This window comes from Rothia sp. 11254D007BW, assembly GCF_053548195.1.
The window spans coordinates 1,127,732-1,144,895 of sequence record NZ_JBPWPK010000001.1 but is presented as its reverse complement, the minus strand read 5'-3'; the positions used below and the strand labels follow the sequence as shown (position 1 = coordinate 1,144,895).

Here is a 17,164-nt window from a genome sequence, read left to right as displayed (position 1 = left end):
GTCCGTGCACCTCATCGTGAGACAATAGACCCTATGGACTTCAAAGAACGCCTCAGCACCCCCGTCGTCATGGAAAACCCCCAGGCAGACCGCGTCAAAGACATCGCCAAGCTTGCCACCCGGGCAGCCCGCACCAAGACCGGGCACTTCCTGGTCGAGGGGCCGCAGGCCGTCCGCGAAGCCCTCAAAGCCCACCGGATCAAGCCCCTGCTCGACGCCGTCTACATCACCGAACGCGCCTTCGACCGCCACCCCGACATCGTTGATCTGCTCGAAGAAGTGCACGGCAGCCCCACCCCTGAGCCTGGCCGCAAGGTCTTCATGCGCATGGTGACCGAGCCCGTCCTCGCGGCCATGGCCGAATCCGTCAGCCCCCAGGGCATCATCGCCGTCGCCTTCCAGAACGACATCGCCCCCTCCGACATCTGGGGCGAGGGCGCCATCAACCCCAAGCTCATCGCCGTCCTCGCCCGTGTTCAGGACCCCGGCAACGCCGGCACCATCCTGCGCGCCGCCGACGCCGCCGGCGCCGACCTCATCGTCACCACCAAGGGTGCAGTTGACCTCTACAACCCCAAGGCAGTGCGCTCCACTGCAGGCTCCCTCTTCCACGTGCCCGTGATCCAGGGCATCGACCTCGAGGACTTCGCCGAAGATGCTAAGGCCCAGGGCATCGGCGTGCTCGCAGCGGACGGCTACGGTCGAGTCTCCCTTGACGACCTCCAGGACGCCGCCTTCGCCCTGCGCAACGGCGTCGAACCGCGCAAGAAGGTTAAGTACGACCTGGCCAAGCCCACCATGTGGCTCTTCGGCAACGAGGCGGCTGGCCTGAGCGACGAAGAAAAAGCCGCCGCCTCCCTGCGCGTGGCCGTGCCCCTGCGCGGTGCCGCCGAATCGCTGAACGTCGGCATGGCAGCTGGCGTCTGCCTCTTTGCCTCGTCCCTGGCTCAGAACCGCAAGGGCGACTAATGGGGGAGCACACCAACACCGTCTACCCGGTGCAAGTCGTCGGGGCTGCCATCGTCGATTCCCTGGCTACCCCCACCCGCCTGCTGGTCGGCCAGCGCTCAGCCCCGCCCGCGCTCGCGGGCCTCTGGGAGTTCCCCGGCGGTAAGGTCGAACCCGGAGAGGCCTGCGAGGACGCCCTGCTGCGCGAACTGCGCGAAGAACTGGGCATTACCGCCCGGCTCGGAACCGAAATTACCGGCCCCCACCGCCAGGGTTGGGTGCTGAACGAGAAGGCTGCCATGCGGGTCTGGTTTGCAGAAATTACGGACGGACGCGCCACCGCCCTACAAGACCACGCTGAGTTACGCTGGGTTCAGCTTGATGCCACGGTGCTGGAGCTTCCCTGGATTCCCGCTGACTTTCCTATTGTTGAGGAGCTGCTGGCGGGCGTCCGCGCCGCTTAATCTGTAGCGAAGCGTAATAGAACTCGCCTCGGTGAGAATATAAGGTGTCTGACTTTTATCTCCGGTATGATGCGTAGTACGCAACATATCTTTTACATGGAGGTTTAGACATGTCGCAGACACCCTACGGAACTAATGATTACTCCGCACCGAACGACACCCAGGCCATGTATATGGGCGGTCAGCCCGGATTTGGGCAGCAGCCGGTAGCTCCCGACGCTGAGCAGAAGCACAAACGCTCACAGGTCATTCTCTTAGCTACAGCTGTTGTTTACCTGCTGGTGCAGGTACTGGGCTACGTGCTGGCACCCGCAACTATCGATGTGCTCGGTGAGACCGTGCCCACCGACCAAAACCCCGTGACCACTGTGGCGGGAACCGTTATTGGTCTGGCACTTTTTGCTCTGGTGTACTTCCTCATGGCTAAGTACAAAAAGGCTGGTCGTATCACCGGCTATGTTTTCGCGGGTCTGGGAATTCTTGGTGCAGCCTTCTCGGCGCTGGGCTCAATCTATATTTCGATTATTGTTGTTGCACTCTGCGTTCTGTGGCTGGTTCTGGCCATCGTCTGGATTGTTGCGGTATCGAATAAGTCCGTTGCTTCAATCTTGCGCTAGACCTTATCTTCTAGCTGTGATGGGCCCTCCGGTTGACCCGGAGGGCCCATTTCTGTGCGAGCTTCATAATCTTGAACCGTGACCGGCTGGTCGTTACCCTAAAAGAAAGGAGGCTGATGATTTATGAAAGACAAAGAGAAACAGCAACTGGCCTTTAGTAGGGGAGAAGTGCCCACGGTCATCCGAGTAATGCAGGGCATGTTAGTGCTGTCGGGTATCGCTTACCTGACGCTAACGGTTACTTCCCTTGACATCAGCGGCACACGAGGAATCGTGAGTGCTGTTATTTCAATCGCCCTCACCTCCTTGTTATATATCTGGGTTATCCGCCGCACCGGCACCTGGCAAAAAGCAGGAGCCGCTAATCTGCTCGGGTTTGTCTGTACCGTCATCAGCACCGTGTCGCTTCTTTCACTTATCTGGACTATGCCCTCCGATGTAAATCCGGGAATTATGGCCTGCTTCTTGACGTGGTCTCTAGCCAACCTCACCTGGCTTGGCCTAACCTTCACCCCTGTTGCCCGTGCCTTCTTTGAACGGGTTGATGTTATTCCAGCGCCCTAACTGCCTGCTAGCGGTCATTTACCTGCGGGCAGCGTCCGCTCCTTTCCCATCGAGCGCGAGCTTGCTTCACCTTTTTGCACTAAACTATTGTCTTGATGCCCTGGGTGCGGTAAGCGCCCGAAACCCACATTGTGAAGAGAAGTGCAGATGACTGATTCTTTGCCCGAGGCGCCTGAGAACCCCACACCCTTCCAGGTGCTGGCTAATATTCGCGCCATTCTAGAAAAAGACCCCGAGAACGGTCTGGCGACCGTCCGCGAAGCCTTCACCGCCGAGTTTGAGCGGGCTCAGAAGGAAATCGCCGAGAAGACCGCTGACTTTGAAGAACTCAAGCGTGTGCGCCTGGACTTTACCGGCGAAAAGGCCGGTTTTACTCTGGCCAATAAGCAGATGCGCGATCTGCGCAAGGAGCACAAGGCTGAGGTGGGTAAGCTCATGGGCCAGGTGCGCGGACGCCTGACTAAGGCTCTTGAGGTCCGTAATGCTGAGCTGGAAGAAGAGCGTGACGCCCGTATTCTGGTTGAAGAGGCTGTGGACGTCACTGCCCACACTCCCCGCCGCCGTATTGGCGGCCGCCACCCCATCAGCGTCCTGCAGGAGCAGATGTGCGATATCTTCGTGGGCATGGGCTGGGAGATTGCCGACGGCCCCGAACTTGAGTCAGAGTGGTACAACTTTGATTCGCTGAATTTCAAGCCTGACCACCCGGCGCGTGAACTGCAGGATACCTTCTTCGTGGAGCCTACTAGCGCCCACCTGATGCTGCGCACCCACACCTCACCGGTGCAGATGCGTTCCCTGCTGTCTCGTGACCTGCCCCTGTATGTGGTCTGCCCCGGCCAGGTCTACCGCACCGATGAGCTCGATGCCACTCACACCCCGGTCTTCCACCAGATTGAGGGCCTGGCCGTCGATAAGGGTCTGACCATGGCTGACCTCAAGGGCACCCTGGAGCACATGGCCCGTGCCATGTTCGGCGAGGAGGCAAAGATTCGTCTGCGCCCCAACTACTTCCCCTTCACTGAGCCTTCGGCCGAGCTGGACGTCTGGCACCCGGACGCCAAGGGCGGCCCCCGCTGGATCGAGTGGGGCGGCTGCGGCATGGTCAACCCCAACGTGCTGCGAGCAGCCGGTGTTGACCCCGAAGTTTACTCAGGTTTCGCTTTTGGTATGGGCATCGAACGTACCCTCATGTTCCGCAATGGCGTGCAGGATATGCGCGACATGATTGAAGGCGACGTCCGTTTCTCACAGCAGTTCAAGATGGAGATCTAACCCATGCGCGTACCCCTTTCCTGGCTGCGTGAATACGCACCCGTTCCGGCCGACGCAAGCGCCGAAGATGTTATGGCTACCCTGGTCACAGTTGGCCTTGAAGAAGAAGACGTTCACCGCCCGACCGATGAGCTGACCGGCCCCATCGTGGTGGGTCAGGTGCTCTCGATGGAGCCCGAAACCCACTCCAACGGTAAAACCGTTAACTGGTGCCAGGTGCGCGTTGTGCCCGAGGGGCAGAAGCAGACCCTGACCGGTAAGGGCATTGAAGAGTCCGGCGTGCAGGGCATTATCTGCGGCGCCCACAACTTCAAGCCCGGGGATAAGGTCGTTGTCACCCTGCCCGGCGCTGTACTGCCCGGCGGCTTCGCTATTACCGCCCGCAAGACCTACGGCCACAAGTCAGCCGGTATGATCGCCTCCGTCAAGGAGCTCGGCATCGGTGAAGACCACGGCGGCATTCTGGTGCTCTCCACCCTGGGGCTTGACCCCGAGGTCGGCACCGACGCCATGGACCTGCTGGGCCTCTACGACGAAGCCGCTGAAGTCAACGTAACCCCCGACCGCGGCTACGGCTTCTCCATTCGCGGTATCGCCCGCGAATACTGCCACGCCACCGGTAACGACTTTGATGACTTCGTCCTCGACCTGGCCGCTAAGGCACCCGCTGCCAACGGCGCGGGCCTGCCCGTCACCCTGACCGACTCAGCTCCCATTCACGGTAAGGACGGCGCCACCCGCTTTGTTGCCCGCTCGGTCAGCGGCGTCGACGCAACTGCCCCCGTCCCCACCTGGATGTCCTCCCGCCTGCGCCTGGCGGGCGTCCGCTCTGTCTCCCTGCCGGTTGATATCTCCAACTACGTCATGCTCGAAACCGGCCAGCCCCTGCACTTCTACGATGCAGACAAGCTGACCGGCGGCATCACCGTGCGCCGCGCCGAAGCTGGCGAGAAGCTCACCACCCTGGATGAGAAAGAGCGCGAGCTCAACGTCGAAGACCTGCTAATTACCGACGAGTCCGGCCCCATCGGCCTGGCAGGTGTGATGGGTGGGGCTTCCACCGAGGTCTCTGACTCAACCACCCGTATCGTCATTGAGGCAGCCCGTTTCGACGAGGTCTCCATTGCCCGCACCGCCCGCCGCCACAAGCTCTCCTCTGAGGCATCCAAGCGTTTTGAGCGCGGCGTTGACCCCCAGATTCAGGCCGCTGCCGCCCAGCGCGCCGTTGACCTGCTGGTAGAGCTGGCAGGTGCAACCGTCGATGAGGGCGTGACGGACGCCGGTGGCAGCTTCGAGCCCACTGTCATCTCCCTGCCCACCGACTACACCGCAGGCCGCATTGGCATCGACTACACCGAAGAGCAGATTGTTGGCTCTCTGGAACAGATTGGCGCCAGCGTTGAGGTCGCCGAGGGGGCCTACGAGGTTACCGTGCCCTCATGGCGCACCGACCTGGGCGCCAAGGAAGATTTGACCGAGGAAGTTGCCCGCCTGGTGGGCTACGATAAGATTCCCTCGACCCTGCCCGTGGCCCCTCCCGGTCGCGGTTACACCGTCGAGCAGACCCTGCGCCGCCGGGCTCTGAACGCCCTGGCAGCATCGGGCCTGACCGAGGTCTTTGCCTACCCCTTCGTCTCTGATGAAGACAACAACCTCTGGGCGTCCCCTGTCGCCGGTGAAAAGGTGGATTCTATCCGCCTGGCTAACCCCATCTCGTCCGCCCAGGGCTGGATGCGCCGCTCCCTGCTGCCGGGCCTGACCGAGGTGCTCTCCCGCAACCTCTCCCGCGGCTTCAAGAACCTAGCCATCTACGAGACCGGCTCCGTCTTTATCCCCGGCACCCAGCTGGGGTCAGCCTCCATTCCCGGTCTGGGCGTTAAGCCTGCCGATGAGGTTCTGGCAGATTTGAACGCCGGTATTCCCGACCAGCCCCGCCACATCGCCGGTCTTTTCGCCGGTGCTGAGCACGAGGAAACCCCGGGCATTACCGCCCGTGCCTTTGACTGGCGCGATGCCCTGGACTCCGTCCTGCTGGTAGCCGATGCCGCAGGCGTGAAGCTCACCGTTGCAAACGGCGAACACCAGGCCTTCCACCCGGGCCGCACCGCCGTGCTCAAGAACGCAGCCGGTGAGGTCATCGCCTACGCCGGTGAACTGCACCCCAAGCTGCTGGCCAAGCTGAACCTGCCCGAGCGCACCAGTGCCTTCGAACTCAACTTCACCGCCCTCATCGCCCAGGCAGGCGAGGCAGTGCAGGCCACCGGTATTTCCGGCTACCCGGCAGCCAACCAGGACGTCGCCCTGATTGTGGACGCAGCAATCCCGGCTGCTGACCTTGCCGCAGCCCTGGCTGAGGGCGCCGGTGAACTGCTCGAGGACGTCCGCGTCTTCGACGACTACCGCGGCACCGGCATCGAAGAGGGCAAGAAGTCCCTGGCCTTCGCCCTGCGTTTCCGTGCCACCGACCGCACCCTGACCGCTGACGAGGCCTCCGCGGCCCGTGAAGCAGGTGTTGCCCTGGCTGCCGAACGCTTCGGCGCGGTACAGCGAGCCTAAGGCCCGCACAAACCCCAGATTCGGGTAGAGCCCGGCGGACGCGCGTCCGCCGGGCTCTTTGTCTGCGCAACTGGCCTGCCGGGCAGCCGCTTGAGCGAGGACGGGCAGTTTTCTGGGCGGCGGCGCTGAAAAGGCTGGGCGGTCGGTGAGACAGATAAGCCTTTTGGGAGCTGACGCGGTAGAATGGACTTCCGCCTTTGTATAGGCAATCACCCACAACCTCTGGAGATGCACCGTGAGCGATCAGCGCTACCTCGAAGACCACGACAACTTCGACGAAGATGACCGCACCGACGACTTCTTCACCTTCGCAGAAGAGGAAGAAGACTACGAGGAACCCCGCGGCCCGCTCGGCCCCAAGCTGGCAGCTGCCGGCATCATGATTCTCGCGTCAATCTTCGCGATTATCCTGCTGATTGGCGGTATTCGCACCTTCAACGAGGCCCGCGCTAACGAGGGCTACGAAGGTCGCTCCTGGGTGATGACCGGTACGTTTGAAAAGGTCACTAGCGACTTGCAGGGTGATAACAACGTTGCCATCTACACCGGTATTCTGCCCGATAACACCGCTATGACCGGTAAGACCTTCATCTCTGATATTGCCGACCCGGCACAGGTTAACCCGGGCTCTACCGTGGAGTTCCGCGGCTCCCAGACCGGCACCGTCAGTGCTGACTTCCCCGAGACCGTTGATGCCCTGCTGGTGCAGACTGACGATAGCCACCTGACTGTGGCCCGCACCGGTGAAGAGGGGAGCCTGGTGCCGGTGACCGAAGATACCGTTGCATCGCAGAAGCGCAGCGCCATGCTGCGTCTTGCCGGTGCGATTCTGGTCTTTGGCGCCGGTGTCGCCGGTACCTTCATGATGATCCGCAAGCGCAAGAACACCGAGATGCTCGACTAGGTTGAGCTGGTCCCCCTCACCTTCAACACCAAGGGGACCGCATTTTTAAAAAGGGACCGCACATTATGCGGTCCCTTTTTGGTTTTCAGGTCCCCTTGCGGGGGATGGGTAAGGATGGGTGGGCGGGCGGACGCGTGTGGCCGGCTTGGCGCTCGCCGGTTCACATTGCGAAACGTAGTGCATAAATATTTACTGCTATGCAAAAAAATGCAAATATAGTGCTATGACTATTACCGTAGCTGTCACAGGAGCCACCGGGTACGCCGGTGGCGAGATTTTGCGCCTACTGGCTACCCACCCCCACGTTGAGGTAAAAACCGTGGCCGCGCACTCGTCCGCAGGTTCCCGCCTGGGCGATCTCGCCCCCCACCTTCGCGCCTACGCCGACCTGGTCGTTGCCGACACCACCGCCGAGGCCCTGAGCGGGCACGATGTTGTCTTCATGGCCCTGCCCCACGGGGCCAGTGCCGAGGTCGCGGCCCAGCTGCCCGAGAACACCCTGGTCATCGACGCCGGGGCAGATCACCGCCTTGACAGCGCGGACGCCTGGGAAAAGTTCTACGGTTCTGCACACTCCGGCACCTGGCCCTACGGCCTACCCGAACTGCCCACCGCCACCGGCAAACAACGCGATAAACTCGTGGGCACCAAGCGGGTTGCGGTGCCCGGGTGCTACCCCACGGCGTCCATCCTGGCTCTAGCTCCCGGTTTTGCCGCCGGCCTGCTCGAACCCACTGATGTGGTCATCGTTGCCGCTTCAGGTACCTCAGGGGCAGGGAAGAGCCTTAAACCCCACCTGCTTTCAGCCGAAGTTATGGGCGGCATGAGCCCCTACGGGGTCGGCGGCTCCCACCGGCACACCCCCGAAATCGAAGAGAAGCTCACCCACATCGCGGGGGAGCAGGTGCAGATTTCCTTTACACCCACACTGGCCCCCATGCCCCGCGGCATCCTCGCCACCGCAACCGCGCGCGTCCGCCCCGGAGTGACCGAAGCCCAGCTCCGAGAAGCCTGGCAACAGGCCTACGCCGACGAAAAGTTCGTGCACCTGCTCCCCGAAGGGCAGTGGCCCACCACCAAGAGCGTGCAGGGCTCCAACCACGCCGAAATGCAGCTAGCCTTCGACGCACACGCCGGGCGCGTGATTGTCACCAGCGTCATCGACAACCTAGCCAAGGGCACCGCCGGCGGCGCCATCCAATCCATGAACATTGCCCTCGGGCTCCCCGAAAACGCAGGTCTGCTCCAGGAAGGACTCGCACCGTGACCGACACTATCCACCAGATCGAAGGCATCACCACCCAGGGAGTCACCTTCCCCCGCGGCTTCCGCGCCGCGGGCGTCCGCGCCGGAATTAGCGCCATCGAGGGTAAAAAGGACGTCGCTCTGGTCGTCAACGACGGGCCTGTCAAGCACGCTGCCGCCGTCTTCACCAGCAACCGTTTCGCCGCCGCCCCCGTGCTCTGGAGCCAGCAGGTTATCAGCGACGGCCGGGCCGACGCCGTCCTGCTCAACTCCGGCGGCGCTAATGCCTGCACCGGTGCCCCCGGCTTCCAAGACACGCACGCGTCCGCTGAACTCGTTGCTGACCTGCTCGGCGTCTCAGCCGGCGACGTGCTGGTGTGCTCCACCGGCCTCATCGGCGAGCGCCTGCCCATGGACAAGCTCACCGCGGGTGCAAAGGACGCCGCAGCCTCCCTGGGCGTGAGCTCCGGCTCTTCGCTGGCGGCGGCTGAAGCTATCATGACCACCGATACCGTCTCAAAGCAGGCCGCTATCGGCGTGGAAATCGAAGAGGGCGGCTCCTACCTCATCGGCGGTATGGCCAAGGGGGCAGGTATGCTCGCCCCGGGGCTGGCTACCATGCTGGTGGTCATCACCACCGACGCTCTCATCTCACCCGACAACCTCGATACCGCCCTGCGCGAGGCCGTTCGTCTGAGCTTCAACCGGGCCGACTCCGACGGCTGTATGTCCACCAACGACACCGTGATTCTGATGAGCTCCGGCGCCTCCGATATCGAGCCCGACCTGGGCATCTTCACCGAAGCCCTCACCAAAGTCTGCCAGGATCTTGCCCTGCAACTCATCGGGGACGCCGAGGGCGCCAGCCACGACATCCACGTGCGCACCCTGGGCGCCGCCAGCGAAGCGGACGCCGAAGAAGTCTCCCGGGCAGTATCCCGCTCCAACCTCTTCAAAACCGCCATCTTCGGCAACGACCCCAACTGGGGCCGCATCCTCTCCGAAGTCGGCACCACCTCAGCCACCTTCGACCCCGACAAGGTCAACGTCACCATCAACGGCGTGCAGGTCTGCACCGGCGGCGGCATCGGCCAAGACCGCTCCCTCGTTAACCTCGCTGCAGACCGCAAAGTAACCGTCGACATCGACCTGGGCGCAGGCCAGCACGAAGCCACCATCTGGACCAACGACCTCACCCACGACTACGTCCACGAAAACTCCGCCTACTCCAGCTAACCGAAAGATCCCCATGGCAGAGCAAAAAAACGCCCACGCCCGCTTCGACACCGCCCAACAAAAAGCCAAAACCCTCATGGAAGCCCTACCCTGGATCCAACAGTTCCGGGGCAAAATCATGGTCTTCAAATACGGGGGCAACGCCATGATCTCCGAAGAGCTGCGTGCCGCCTTCGCCGAAGACATGGTCTTCTTACGAACCATCGGCATCTGCCCCGTCGTCGTGCACGGCGGCGGCCCCCAAATCACCGCCATGCTCACCAAACTCGGCATCGAAAGCGAGTTCCGCGGCGGCCTGCGCTACACCACCCCCGAAGCCATGGACGTCGTCCGCATGGTACTCACCGGCCAAGTAGCCCGCGAACTCGTCTCCCTCATCAACGCCCACGGCCCCTTCGCCGTCGCCATGAGCGGCGAGGACGGCGGGCTCCTACGCGCCCGCCGCATCGGCACCGTGGTGGACGGCCAAGAAGTCGACCTCGGCCTTGTCGGTGAAGTGGTCGGCGTGAACACCACCGCCATCATGTCCATGATCCAGGCCGGCAAAATCCCCGTCATCTCCTCCGTCGCCCCCGAAATGCACGACCCCGAAAAGTACCCCGAACACAACCACGGGCTTGCCGGGCTCACCGGAGAAATCCTCAACGTCAACGCAGATACCGCCGCCGCAGCCGTCGCCGCCGCCCTCGGAGCCGAAAAACTCGTCGTCCTCACCGACGTCGAAGGCCTCTACGCCAACTGGCCCGACAAAGACTCCCTCATCTCATCCCTCACCGTCAGCGAACTACGCGAGATGCTCCCCAGCCTAGTCTCCGGCATGATCCCCAAAATGAGCGCCTGCCTGCAGGCGGTAGAGCAGGGCGTGCCCAGAGCCTCTATCGTCGATGGCCGCCTGGCCCACTCGCCCCTACTTGAAATCTTTACCGACCGCGGTATCGGCACCCAGCTCACTCCCGACGATGTGGACGACACCCCCTGGCACCACCCGGCCCCTGACTTCCAGGTCAAGCCGGTGACTTATTAGGACTACCCATGACACAAGAAAACCTCCTAGCCGACTACCGGAACGACCTCCTGGGGGTCTTTGGCGACCCCTCCCTGGTGCTGGTCTCTGGGCAGGGCTCACGCGTGGCGGACGCCGACGGGACCACCTACCTTGACCTACTCGGCGGTATCGCCGTCAACGCTCTCGGCCATGCCCACCCCGCCTGGGTAAAAGCCGTCAGCGAGCAGGCCGCAACCCTAGCCCACGTCTCAAACTTCTTCACCACACCCCAACAGATTGCTCTGGCCCACCGCCTGCTGGGCTACCTGGGCACCGAGTCGGGCCGCGTCTTCTTCTGCAACTCCGGCACCGAAGCCAACGAAGCTGCCTATAAACTTGCCCGCCGCCACTGCAACCTCCACGGCAAAGGCACCATCCTAGCTCTGGACCACGGCTTCCACGGGCGCACCATCGGTGCCCTGTCCCTCACCTGGAAACCCGCCTACCGCCAGCCCTTCGAACCCCTCCCCACCGGCATCAAACACATTCCGGCAACCCTCGAAGCCCTGGAAGAAAACCTCACCGATGATGTCGCGGCCCTTATCGTTGAACCCATCCAGGGGGAAGCTGGCGTCCTGCCCCTGCCCGCAGGTTACCTCACCCGCGCCCGCGAACTCACCCGTGCTCGCGGTGCCCTGCTCATCGTGGACGAAGTCCAAACCGGCATGGGTCGTACCGGCCGCTGGTACGAACACTCCCGTGAACTAACCGGCGACAACCTGCCCGACGCCATCACCCTCGCCAAGGGGCTGGGTGGAGGCTTCCCCATTGGCGCCATGATCGTGGTCGGCGACGACAATGTCCGCACCCTCGAAGCAGGCATGCACGGCACAACCTTCGGCGGCAACCCCCTGGCCACCGCAGCAGCCACCGCAACCCTCGAAACCATCGAAGCTGAGCACCTCCTCGACTCCGCCGCCCAACGCGGCTCAACCTTCAGGGCCGCTATCGAAGAAGTAGACGGCGTGGCAGAAACCAGGGGAGCGGGCCTGCTTATCGGCATCGTCCTCACCGACGACACTACCGACTCTGGCGCGCCCCTGGCACCAGCCTTCGTGACCGCCGCCCGGGCAGCCGGCTTCATCGTCAACGCCCCGGACACCCGCACCGTCCGTATCGCCCCCGCCCTCACCATCACCGACGCAGAACTAGCAGAGTTCACCGCTGCCTTCCCCGTGGTTCTGGCTGAGGCGCGACAGCAGTAGATGCACGCTGCGGACGCCCTGTACCTCTATCCATCTATTCACATACTGCATAACTATCAGTAACTATGCATATAATGAAAGGTCAGCTGAAACGCTGCCCCTACCCCTAGGAGAAAACCGTGGTCCGCCACTTCCTCAAAGACACCGACCTCACCCCCGCCGAGCAGGCGCAGGTGCTCGATTTGGCTGCCTCCATGAAGGCGGACCGCTACGGCTACAAGCCCCTGGCTGGTCCCCAGACCGCAGCCGTCATCTTTGATAAAACCTCGACCCGCACCCGCTTCTCCTTCCACGCAGGTATCGCAGAACTCGGCGGCAACCCCCTGATCGTCAACCCCGGCGAAGCCCAGCTTGGACATAAGGAAACCATCTCAGATACCGCCAAGGTCATCTCCCGTATGGTCTCCACTATCGTCTGGCGCACCTACGCCCAGGCGGGGCTCGAAGAGATGGCTGAGCACTCCCGCGTGCCCGTCATTAACGCCCTCTCCGATGACTACCACCCCTGCCAGATTCTCGCCGACCTGCTCACCATCCGCGAGCACAAGGGCAAGCTGGCCGGCCTCACCATGGTTTACCTGGGCGATGCCGCCAATAACATGGCTAACTCCTACCTGCTCGGTGGCGCCACCGCGGGCATGCACGTTCGTATCGCTGGCCCCGAGGGTTACCTTCCCGCCGACTCCATCGTCGCAGAAGCCCAGCAGCGAGCAGCCGAAACGGGCGGCTCAATCCTGGTCACCACCGACCCCGACCAGGCCCTGGCCGGCGCTGACGTCGTCATCACCGACACCTGGGTCTCCATGGGCCAAGAGGACGAAAAGGAAGCCCGCGCCCAAGTATTCAAGCCCTACACCGTCAACACCGAGGCTATGAATAGGGCTGATTCCAACGCTATCTTCCTCCACTGCCTTCCCGCCTACCGCGGCTACGAAGTCACCGCCGATGTCATCGACGGGCCCGCCTCCGTCGTCTTCGACGAAGCAGAAAACCGCCTCCACGCCCAAAAAGCCCTCATGGCCTTCCTGCTCGCCGAGTCCAACCTAGCCACCGACGTCCGCACAGCCCTTAGCTAAACCGACCAGAAAAAGAGAAGAAACAATGGCGATTCCCTCCACCAAAACCGCGCGGCAAGCCCGCATCATCGAGGTGCTCCAAACCCACCGCGTGCGCTCGCAGGCCGAACTAGCCCAGCTGCTCACCGACGACGGGCTCAAAGTCACCCAGGCGACCCTCTCCCGTGACCTGGTGGAAATCGGGGCCGAGCGCGTGCGCGACGAAAAGTCGGGGCTGATCTACGCCGTGCCTAACCACCCCGTCCGTCGTAGTACCCAGGAAGGCCCCGATGCCCGCCTTGTTTCCCTCTTCAAAGAACTGCTCGTGACCGCCGAGGCCTCAGCCAACCTGGTCATCCTGCGTACCCCGCCGGGAGCCGCCCAGTTCCTCGCTTCAGCTATTGACCAGGCAGGGCTAGAGCCCCTGCTGGGATCCATCGCGGGCGACGACACCGTCATGGTCATTACCCGCGACCCCAACGGCGGTGAAAAGGTCGCTTCCCTCTTCCTGGAGTGGGCGGCCTAACCCCGCTGGGCAGGCACCGCACACCACAGTTAAGCCCCGGTCTTCATCGTCGAAGACCGGGGCTGAATTAACGGGGTGGGCGTAGGTAAACCCGGTAGTGATACCGGTCTAACCCATTACCCCTCAAAAAGTTTCTTTATCTCGTCAAGGTCGAAGAACTCTGCCACATCAGCGGGAGTTTGCGACCCCAGGGTTTCGTCGGCGCCAGCATCGAGAAGCATGCGGGCAATCGGAAGGTTGTTACGGAAAGTAGCGCAGACAAGGGCGGTCTGGCCCCGCTCATTGAGACGGTCAAGGTCGGCCCCCTCATTGATCAGGAGCTGAACCATGTCAGCGTGTTCGTGATAAGCGGCCAAAATGAGCAGGGTATCGCCCTTGGCGTTGGTGAGGTCAACAGGTACGCCCTGGTCAAACAGCGATTTGAGGGCTACCGGCTTGTTGTCACGTGCCAGGTCGAACACCGAGTTAAGGAAGTCGATGTCCTGCTCGGTCAGGCTATGGTTCACATCTGTCATACTTTCACTTTCTCAAAAAGTGAGGCACGTTAGCAACCCTGTCTAGACCACCCTACAGCTCATGCCCGCCTTATTTATAACTTTTGTTCAGAAGTTTTGAGGTAGAAGGTGTGAAAGAATGGGCAGGGCTAGCTAGGCTCGAAGAAAGGCAGACCTGTGGATACCAAAGACGCTGACCAGACTCTCGTCGCATCGCCTCAGCACAATATTGCAGCCCTACTTTCGGAGCGGGCAGATGATGATTCCCTAGCCTTAACCTGGGCGGGTGGAACCTTTACCTACCGTCAGCTGAACCTGCTGACGGCTTCTGCTCGTGAATGGCTCCTTCATCGCGGTGTTGAGACCGGCGACCGGGTTGCGCTGGCGCTACCCAACGTACCGGCTATGGTGGGCCTTTACTACGGTGCCTTGTCGCTGGGAGCGATTGTGGTGCCCATGCACCCGCTCCTATCAGCCCGCGAAGCGGCTTATCAGGTTCAGGACGCCGGTGCGCGGCTTTTGGTGGCAGCGGCTGGGACCCGGGTTGGGCAGGAACTAGACCAGGTATCTGCTGAGGTAGGAGCTTCGCTGCGCATCGAGTCTATAGCGCCCGAGGAAACCTTCGAGGTAGATACTCCCACCTTGGGCTCTTGGGCTCCGCAGGCGGTCGCCGGGGATGACCCTGCTGTTATCCTCTACACCTCAGGTACAACAGGTGCTCCTAAGGGCGCTACCTTGACCCATACCAATATGCTGTCGAACGCTAGAACCTGCGTTGACGTTTTTGGCTTCACCGCAGACGACGTTATCTTCGGTGGCCTCCCTCTGTTCCATGCCTTTGGGCAGACCGTATCGATGAATGCGGTACTCGCAGCGGGCGCCGCCATTGCCCTGCTCCCGCGCTTCACCCCGGGTGGGGCAGCCCAGCTGTGCGCCACTGTCGGAGTTACGGTGTTTGCTGCAGTTCCCACCATGTACAGTGCCCTGGCTACCTATCTGGGCACCGACCCTGCTTTGACCGACCAGCTGCGGGGGTGTATCCGCTTCGGCATATCGGGCGGGGCTGCCCTGCCCGCCTCCGTCCACGCTGATATTGAGCGTCTGGTGGCCTTCCCCATCTACGAGGGGTACGGGCTGAGCGAAACTGCACCCGTTGTGTCCTTCAACCGGGCTGAATACGGCCTGGTCATTGGTTCTGTCGGCAGGGCCCTACCCGGGGTAGACGTGAAAGTGGTCGATAGGCAGGGCCAGTCGCTGGCTACCGGTGAAGCTGGCGAACTGTGGGTGGCTGGGCCCAACGTCATGGCCGGGTACTGGGGCCGCCCCGAAGCGAGCACCGAGGTGCTCAAAGGCCGCTGGTTTGCCACCGGTGATGTGGCCCGGTTCGATGAGGCGGGAAATATCTTTATCGTTGACCGCCTCAAAGACATGATCTTGCGTAACGGCAACAGCGTCTACCCGCGGGAAATTGAGGACGTCCTCTACACCCACCCCGCTGTCCAGCTGGCAGCCGTGGTGGGGCAGCCCTCTGAGACCGTGGGCGAAGAAATTGTGGCGGTAGTGGTGCCGCGCGAACCCCTGGACGCTTCGCAGCAGGCTGAGCTGACCGCGTCCCTCGATCAGCTGGCCCGCCGGGAACTTGCCGCCTACAAGTACCCGCGTCGCTATGTTTTCAAAGAGGAGCTGCCGCTGGGGCCCACCGGCAAAATCTTGAAGCGGGTACTGGCAGAGGCCCTCACCCAGGAAGCCTAGGGGAGAGCCTCTACCGTTCACCCGTTAGGTTAGGCGGCGGCCAGCTGCGCCCGGCGGGACTGCATGGACGCCGAGAGCGAAGCACCCAGCAGAATCATGCGGAAGGTGCGCTCTGCCGAGTCGGTCAGCAGCTCTTCACCGTTGACCAGGGCATCTTCAAGGTCCATGGGCAGGGGGATAATCGAGGCGAAAGCGTCGATGCCGGCATCGTGCACGCGGTAGGCCTTCTTACCGATAGAGCCAGCCAGCGCGAGTACCGGGGCGCCCGAACCCTGGGCGCGGGCGGCGATTTCTGCAGGAACCTTGCCCTTGGGGGTCTGGAAGTCGATAGCGCCTTCTGCGGTAACGACCAGGTCAGCGTGGCGGATTTCTTCATCAAGGTTGATGCCGGCCAGGCCGGAGTCGATGAGGGCCTCAAAGCGCGGGGTAAGCTCAGCACCGATGAAAGCCAGCCCTGCCCCCAGACCGCCGGAAGCGCCGGTGCCTGCGCCGGTGTGGAAGTCCATGTGCAGCTTGCCATCGGTCATGGCCTCGTAGGTCTCTTCCAGCAGGTTGGCCCAGTGGGTTAAGGCCGCATCCAGCTGTTCAACCTGCTCGGGGGTTGCCCCCTTCTGGGGGCCAAAGACGCGGGCAACGCCCTTGGGGCCGGTCAGGATGTTGTGCTGGTTGAGAGCCAGGACGATGCGTACCTGGGAAAGGCGGGGGTGTAGACCGGAGTAGTCGATGGACGCAGCCTCGGTCAGGTGGGCGCCGCCCAGGGGGATTTCTTCTCCGGCCTCGTTGAGAATACGGGCACCCAGTGCTGAGAGGGCACCGGCACCGCCGTCTGAGGTGCCTGAGTCGCCGCAGCCTACCAGTACGGTGTGTACGTCTTCGTTATCGAGTGCCGCAGCAATGAGCTGCCCCACTCCGTAGGTGGTGGTTTCAGCGGGGTTACGCAGATCCTTAGGTACCAGGGAGAGCCCTGCGGCCGCTGCCATTTCAACGACCGCGACGCCGTCCTGAGCTCCGCCGAGCAGAGCGTAGTGGGAACGAACCTGCTGGCCTACCGGGCCGGTGACCTTGGTGTGTACGAGCTTGCCGCCGGTGGAGCCAGCCAGCATCTTTGCGGTGCCTTCGCCGCCGTCGGGAATCGGCATGGTCACGGTGTTGACGCCGGGAATGACGCGGCGGATACCGGAAGCAATGGCGTCCGCTACAACATCAGCTTCGAGAGAGCCCTTGAAACCGGAAGGGGCGATTAGAATACGCTGGGGAATGGACATGGTCATGGTGTTT

General features: G+C 62.4%; 15 protein-coding genes and 1 pseudogene. 14 read left to right on the top strand and 2 right to left on the bottom strand.

Translation table 11 applies throughout. From position 1 onward, the window contains the following. Window positions 1-33 precede the first annotated feature (33 nt). From ACEE43_RS05065 to ACEE43_RS05005, 13 genes and pseudogenes are all read left to right on the top strand, one after another. Window positions 34-969, top strand: coding sequence for a TrmH family RNA methyltransferase (locus ACEE43_RS05065; protein ID WP_449107817.1), 936 nt, complete (start codon window positions 34-36; stop codon window positions 967-969). Next, the gene (locus ACEE43_RS05060) at window positions 969-1,412 is read left to right on the top strand and encodes a (deoxy)nucleoside triphosphate pyrophosphohydrolase (protein WP_449107816.1); all 444 of its coding nucleotides are present in this window, start codon (window positions 969-971) and stop codon (window positions 1,410-1,412) included. The genes ACEE43_RS05065 and ACEE43_RS05060 overlap by 1 nt, the downstream gene beginning before the upstream one ends. A 110-nt stretch (window positions 1,413-1,522) precedes the next feature. Continuing rightward, complete coding sequence (locus tag ACEE43_RS05055; protein WP_449107815.1) at window positions 1,523-2,029, top strand: hypothetical protein; 507 nt, start codon at window positions 1,523-1,525, stop codon at window positions 2,027-2,029. A 123-nt stretch (window positions 2,030-2,152) separates the two neighbouring features. Continuing rightward, window positions 2,153-2,593 (top strand): hypothetical protein, encoded by a 441-nt coding sequence (locus ACEE43_RS05050; RefSeq protein ID WP_449107814.1) that lies wholly within the window; start codon window positions 2,153-2,155, stop codon window positions 2,591-2,593. 147 nt (window positions 2,594-2,740) lie between these two features. Beyond that, on the top strand, window positions 2,741-3,868 hold the full coding sequence (gene pheS / locus ACEE43_RS05045) for a phenylalanine--tRNA ligase subunit alpha (RefSeq protein WP_449107813.1): 1,128 nt from the start codon (window positions 2,741-2,743) through the stop codon (window positions 3,866-3,868). Between the two features lie 3 nt (window positions 3,869-3,871). Then, the gene (gene pheT, locus ACEE43_RS05040) at window positions 3,872-6,424 is read left to right on the top strand and encodes a phenylalanine--tRNA ligase subunit beta (protein ID WP_449107812.1); all 2,553 of its coding nucleotides are present in this window, start codon (window positions 3,872-3,874) and stop codon (window positions 6,422-6,424) included. Between the two features lie 235 nt (window positions 6,425-6,659). Then, window positions 6,660-7,328, top strand: a complete 669-nt coding sequence (locus ACEE43_RS05035) for a hypothetical protein (protein ID WP_449107811.1) — start codon at window positions 6,660-6,662, stop codon at window positions 7,326-7,328. Between the two features lie 223 nt (window positions 7,329-7,551). Beyond that, window positions 7,552-8,595: an N-acetyl-gamma-glutamyl-phosphate reductase gene (gene argC / locus ACEE43_RS05030; protein ID WP_449107810.1), complete on the top strand. Its 1,044-nt coding sequence runs from the start codon at window positions 7,552-7,554 to the stop codon at window positions 8,593-8,595. Beyond that, window positions 8,592-9,809, top strand: coding sequence for a bifunctional glutamate N-acetyltransferase/amino-acid acetyltransferase ArgJ (gene argJ / locus ACEE43_RS05025; protein WP_449107809.1), 1,218 nt, complete (start codon window positions 8,592-8,594; stop codon window positions 9,807-9,809). Before argC ends, argJ begins: the two co-directional genes overlap by 4 nt. A gap of 13 nt (window positions 9,810-9,822) precedes the next feature. Beyond that, entirely contained in the window at window positions 9,823-10,833 is a 1,011-nt protein-coding gene (gene argB, locus ACEE43_RS05020; protein WP_237198533.1) for an acetylglutamate kinase, read from the top strand. Between the two features lie 8 nt (window positions 10,834-10,841). Then, window positions 10,842-12,059, top strand: a complete 1,218-nt coding sequence (locus ACEE43_RS05015) for an acetylornithine transaminase (protein WP_449107808.1) — start codon at window positions 10,842-10,844, stop codon at window positions 12,057-12,059. 119 nt (window positions 12,060-12,178) lie between these two features. Then, window positions 12,179-13,135, top strand: coding sequence for an ornithine carbamoyltransferase (gene argF / locus ACEE43_RS05010; protein WP_449107807.1), 957 nt, complete (start codon window positions 12,179-12,181; stop codon window positions 13,133-13,135). 16 nt (window positions 13,136-13,151) lie between these two features. Next, window positions 13,152-13,640, top strand: a pseudogene (locus ACEE43_RS05005) (arginine repressor); the annotation flags it as partial. Between the two features lie 116 nt (window positions 13,641-13,756). On the opposite strand, the gene ACEE43_RS05000 reads toward ACEE43_RS05005, so the two are convergent. Beyond that, the gene (locus ACEE43_RS05000; RefSeq protein WP_237198536.1) at window positions 13,757-14,155 is read right to left on the bottom strand and encodes an ankyrin repeat domain-containing protein; all 399 of its coding nucleotides are present in this window, start codon (window positions 14,153-14,155) and stop codon (window positions 13,757-13,759) included. Window positions 14,156-14,311: 156 nt separating this feature from the next. Between ACEE43_RS05000 and ACEE43_RS04995 the strand changes: the two genes are divergently transcribed. Beyond that, a complete protein-coding gene (locus ACEE43_RS04995) occupies window positions 14,312-15,886 on the top strand; it encodes an AMP-binding protein (RefSeq protein ID WP_449107806.1) in 1,575 nt (524 codons plus the stop codon). Between the two features lie 29 nt (window positions 15,887-15,915). Here the strand turns inward: ACEE43_RS04995 and ACEE43_RS04990 are convergent, their stop codons facing one another. Continuing rightward, window positions 15,916-17,157, bottom strand: coding sequence for a glycerate kinase family protein (locus tag ACEE43_RS04990; RefSeq protein WP_431464971.1), 1,242 nt, complete (start codon window positions 17,155-17,157; stop codon window positions 15,916-15,918). Between the last annotated feature and the right edge of the window lie 7 nt (window positions 17,158-17,164).

What these genes read in the sequence shown, in the direction of transcription:
- pheS (WP_449107813.1), top strand. Translation starts at nt 2,741, where the DNA reads ATGACTGATTCTTTGCCCGAGGCGCCTGAGAACCCCACACCCTTCCAG.
- argB (WP_237198533.1), top strand. Translation starts at nt 9,823, where the DNA reads ATGGCAGAGCAAAAAAACGCCCACGCCCGCTTCGACACCGCCCAACAA.
- ACEE43_RS05065 (WP_449107817.1), top strand. Translation starts at nt 34, where the DNA reads ATGGACTTCAAAGAACGCCTCAGCACCCCCGTCGTCATGGAAAACCCC.
- ACEE43_RS05050 (WP_449107814.1), top strand. Translation starts at nt 2,153, where the DNA reads ATGAAAGACAAAGAGAAACAGCAACTGGCCTTTAGTAGGGGAGAAGTG.
- pheT (WP_449107812.1), top strand. Translation starts at nt 3,872, where the DNA reads ATGCGCGTACCCCTTTCCTGGCTGCGTGAATACGCACCCGTTCCGGCC.
- ACEE43_RS05055 (WP_449107815.1), top strand. Translation starts at nt 1,523, where the DNA reads ATGTCGCAGACACCCTACGGAACTAATGATTACTCCGCACCGAACGAC.
- ACEE43_RS05060 (WP_449107816.1), top strand. Translation starts at nt 969, where the DNA reads ATGGGGGAGCACACCAACACCGTCTACCCGGTGCAAGTCGTCGGGGCT.
- ACEE43_RS05015 (WP_449107808.1), top strand. Translation starts at nt 10,842, where the DNA reads ATGACACAAGAAAACCTCCTAGCCGACTACCGGAACGACCTCCTGGGG.
- argC (WP_449107810.1), top strand. Translation starts at nt 7,552, where the DNA reads ATGACTATTACCGTAGCTGTCACAGGAGCCACCGGGTACGCCGGTGGC.
- ACEE43_RS05000 (WP_237198536.1), bottom strand. Translation starts at nt 14,155, where the DNA reads ATGACAGATGTGAACCATAGCCTGACCGAGCAGGACATCGACTTCCTT.
- ACEE43_RS04990 (WP_431464971.1), bottom strand. Translation starts at nt 17,157, where the DNA reads ATGACCATGTCCATTCCCCAGCGTATTCTAATCGCCCCTTCCGGTTTC.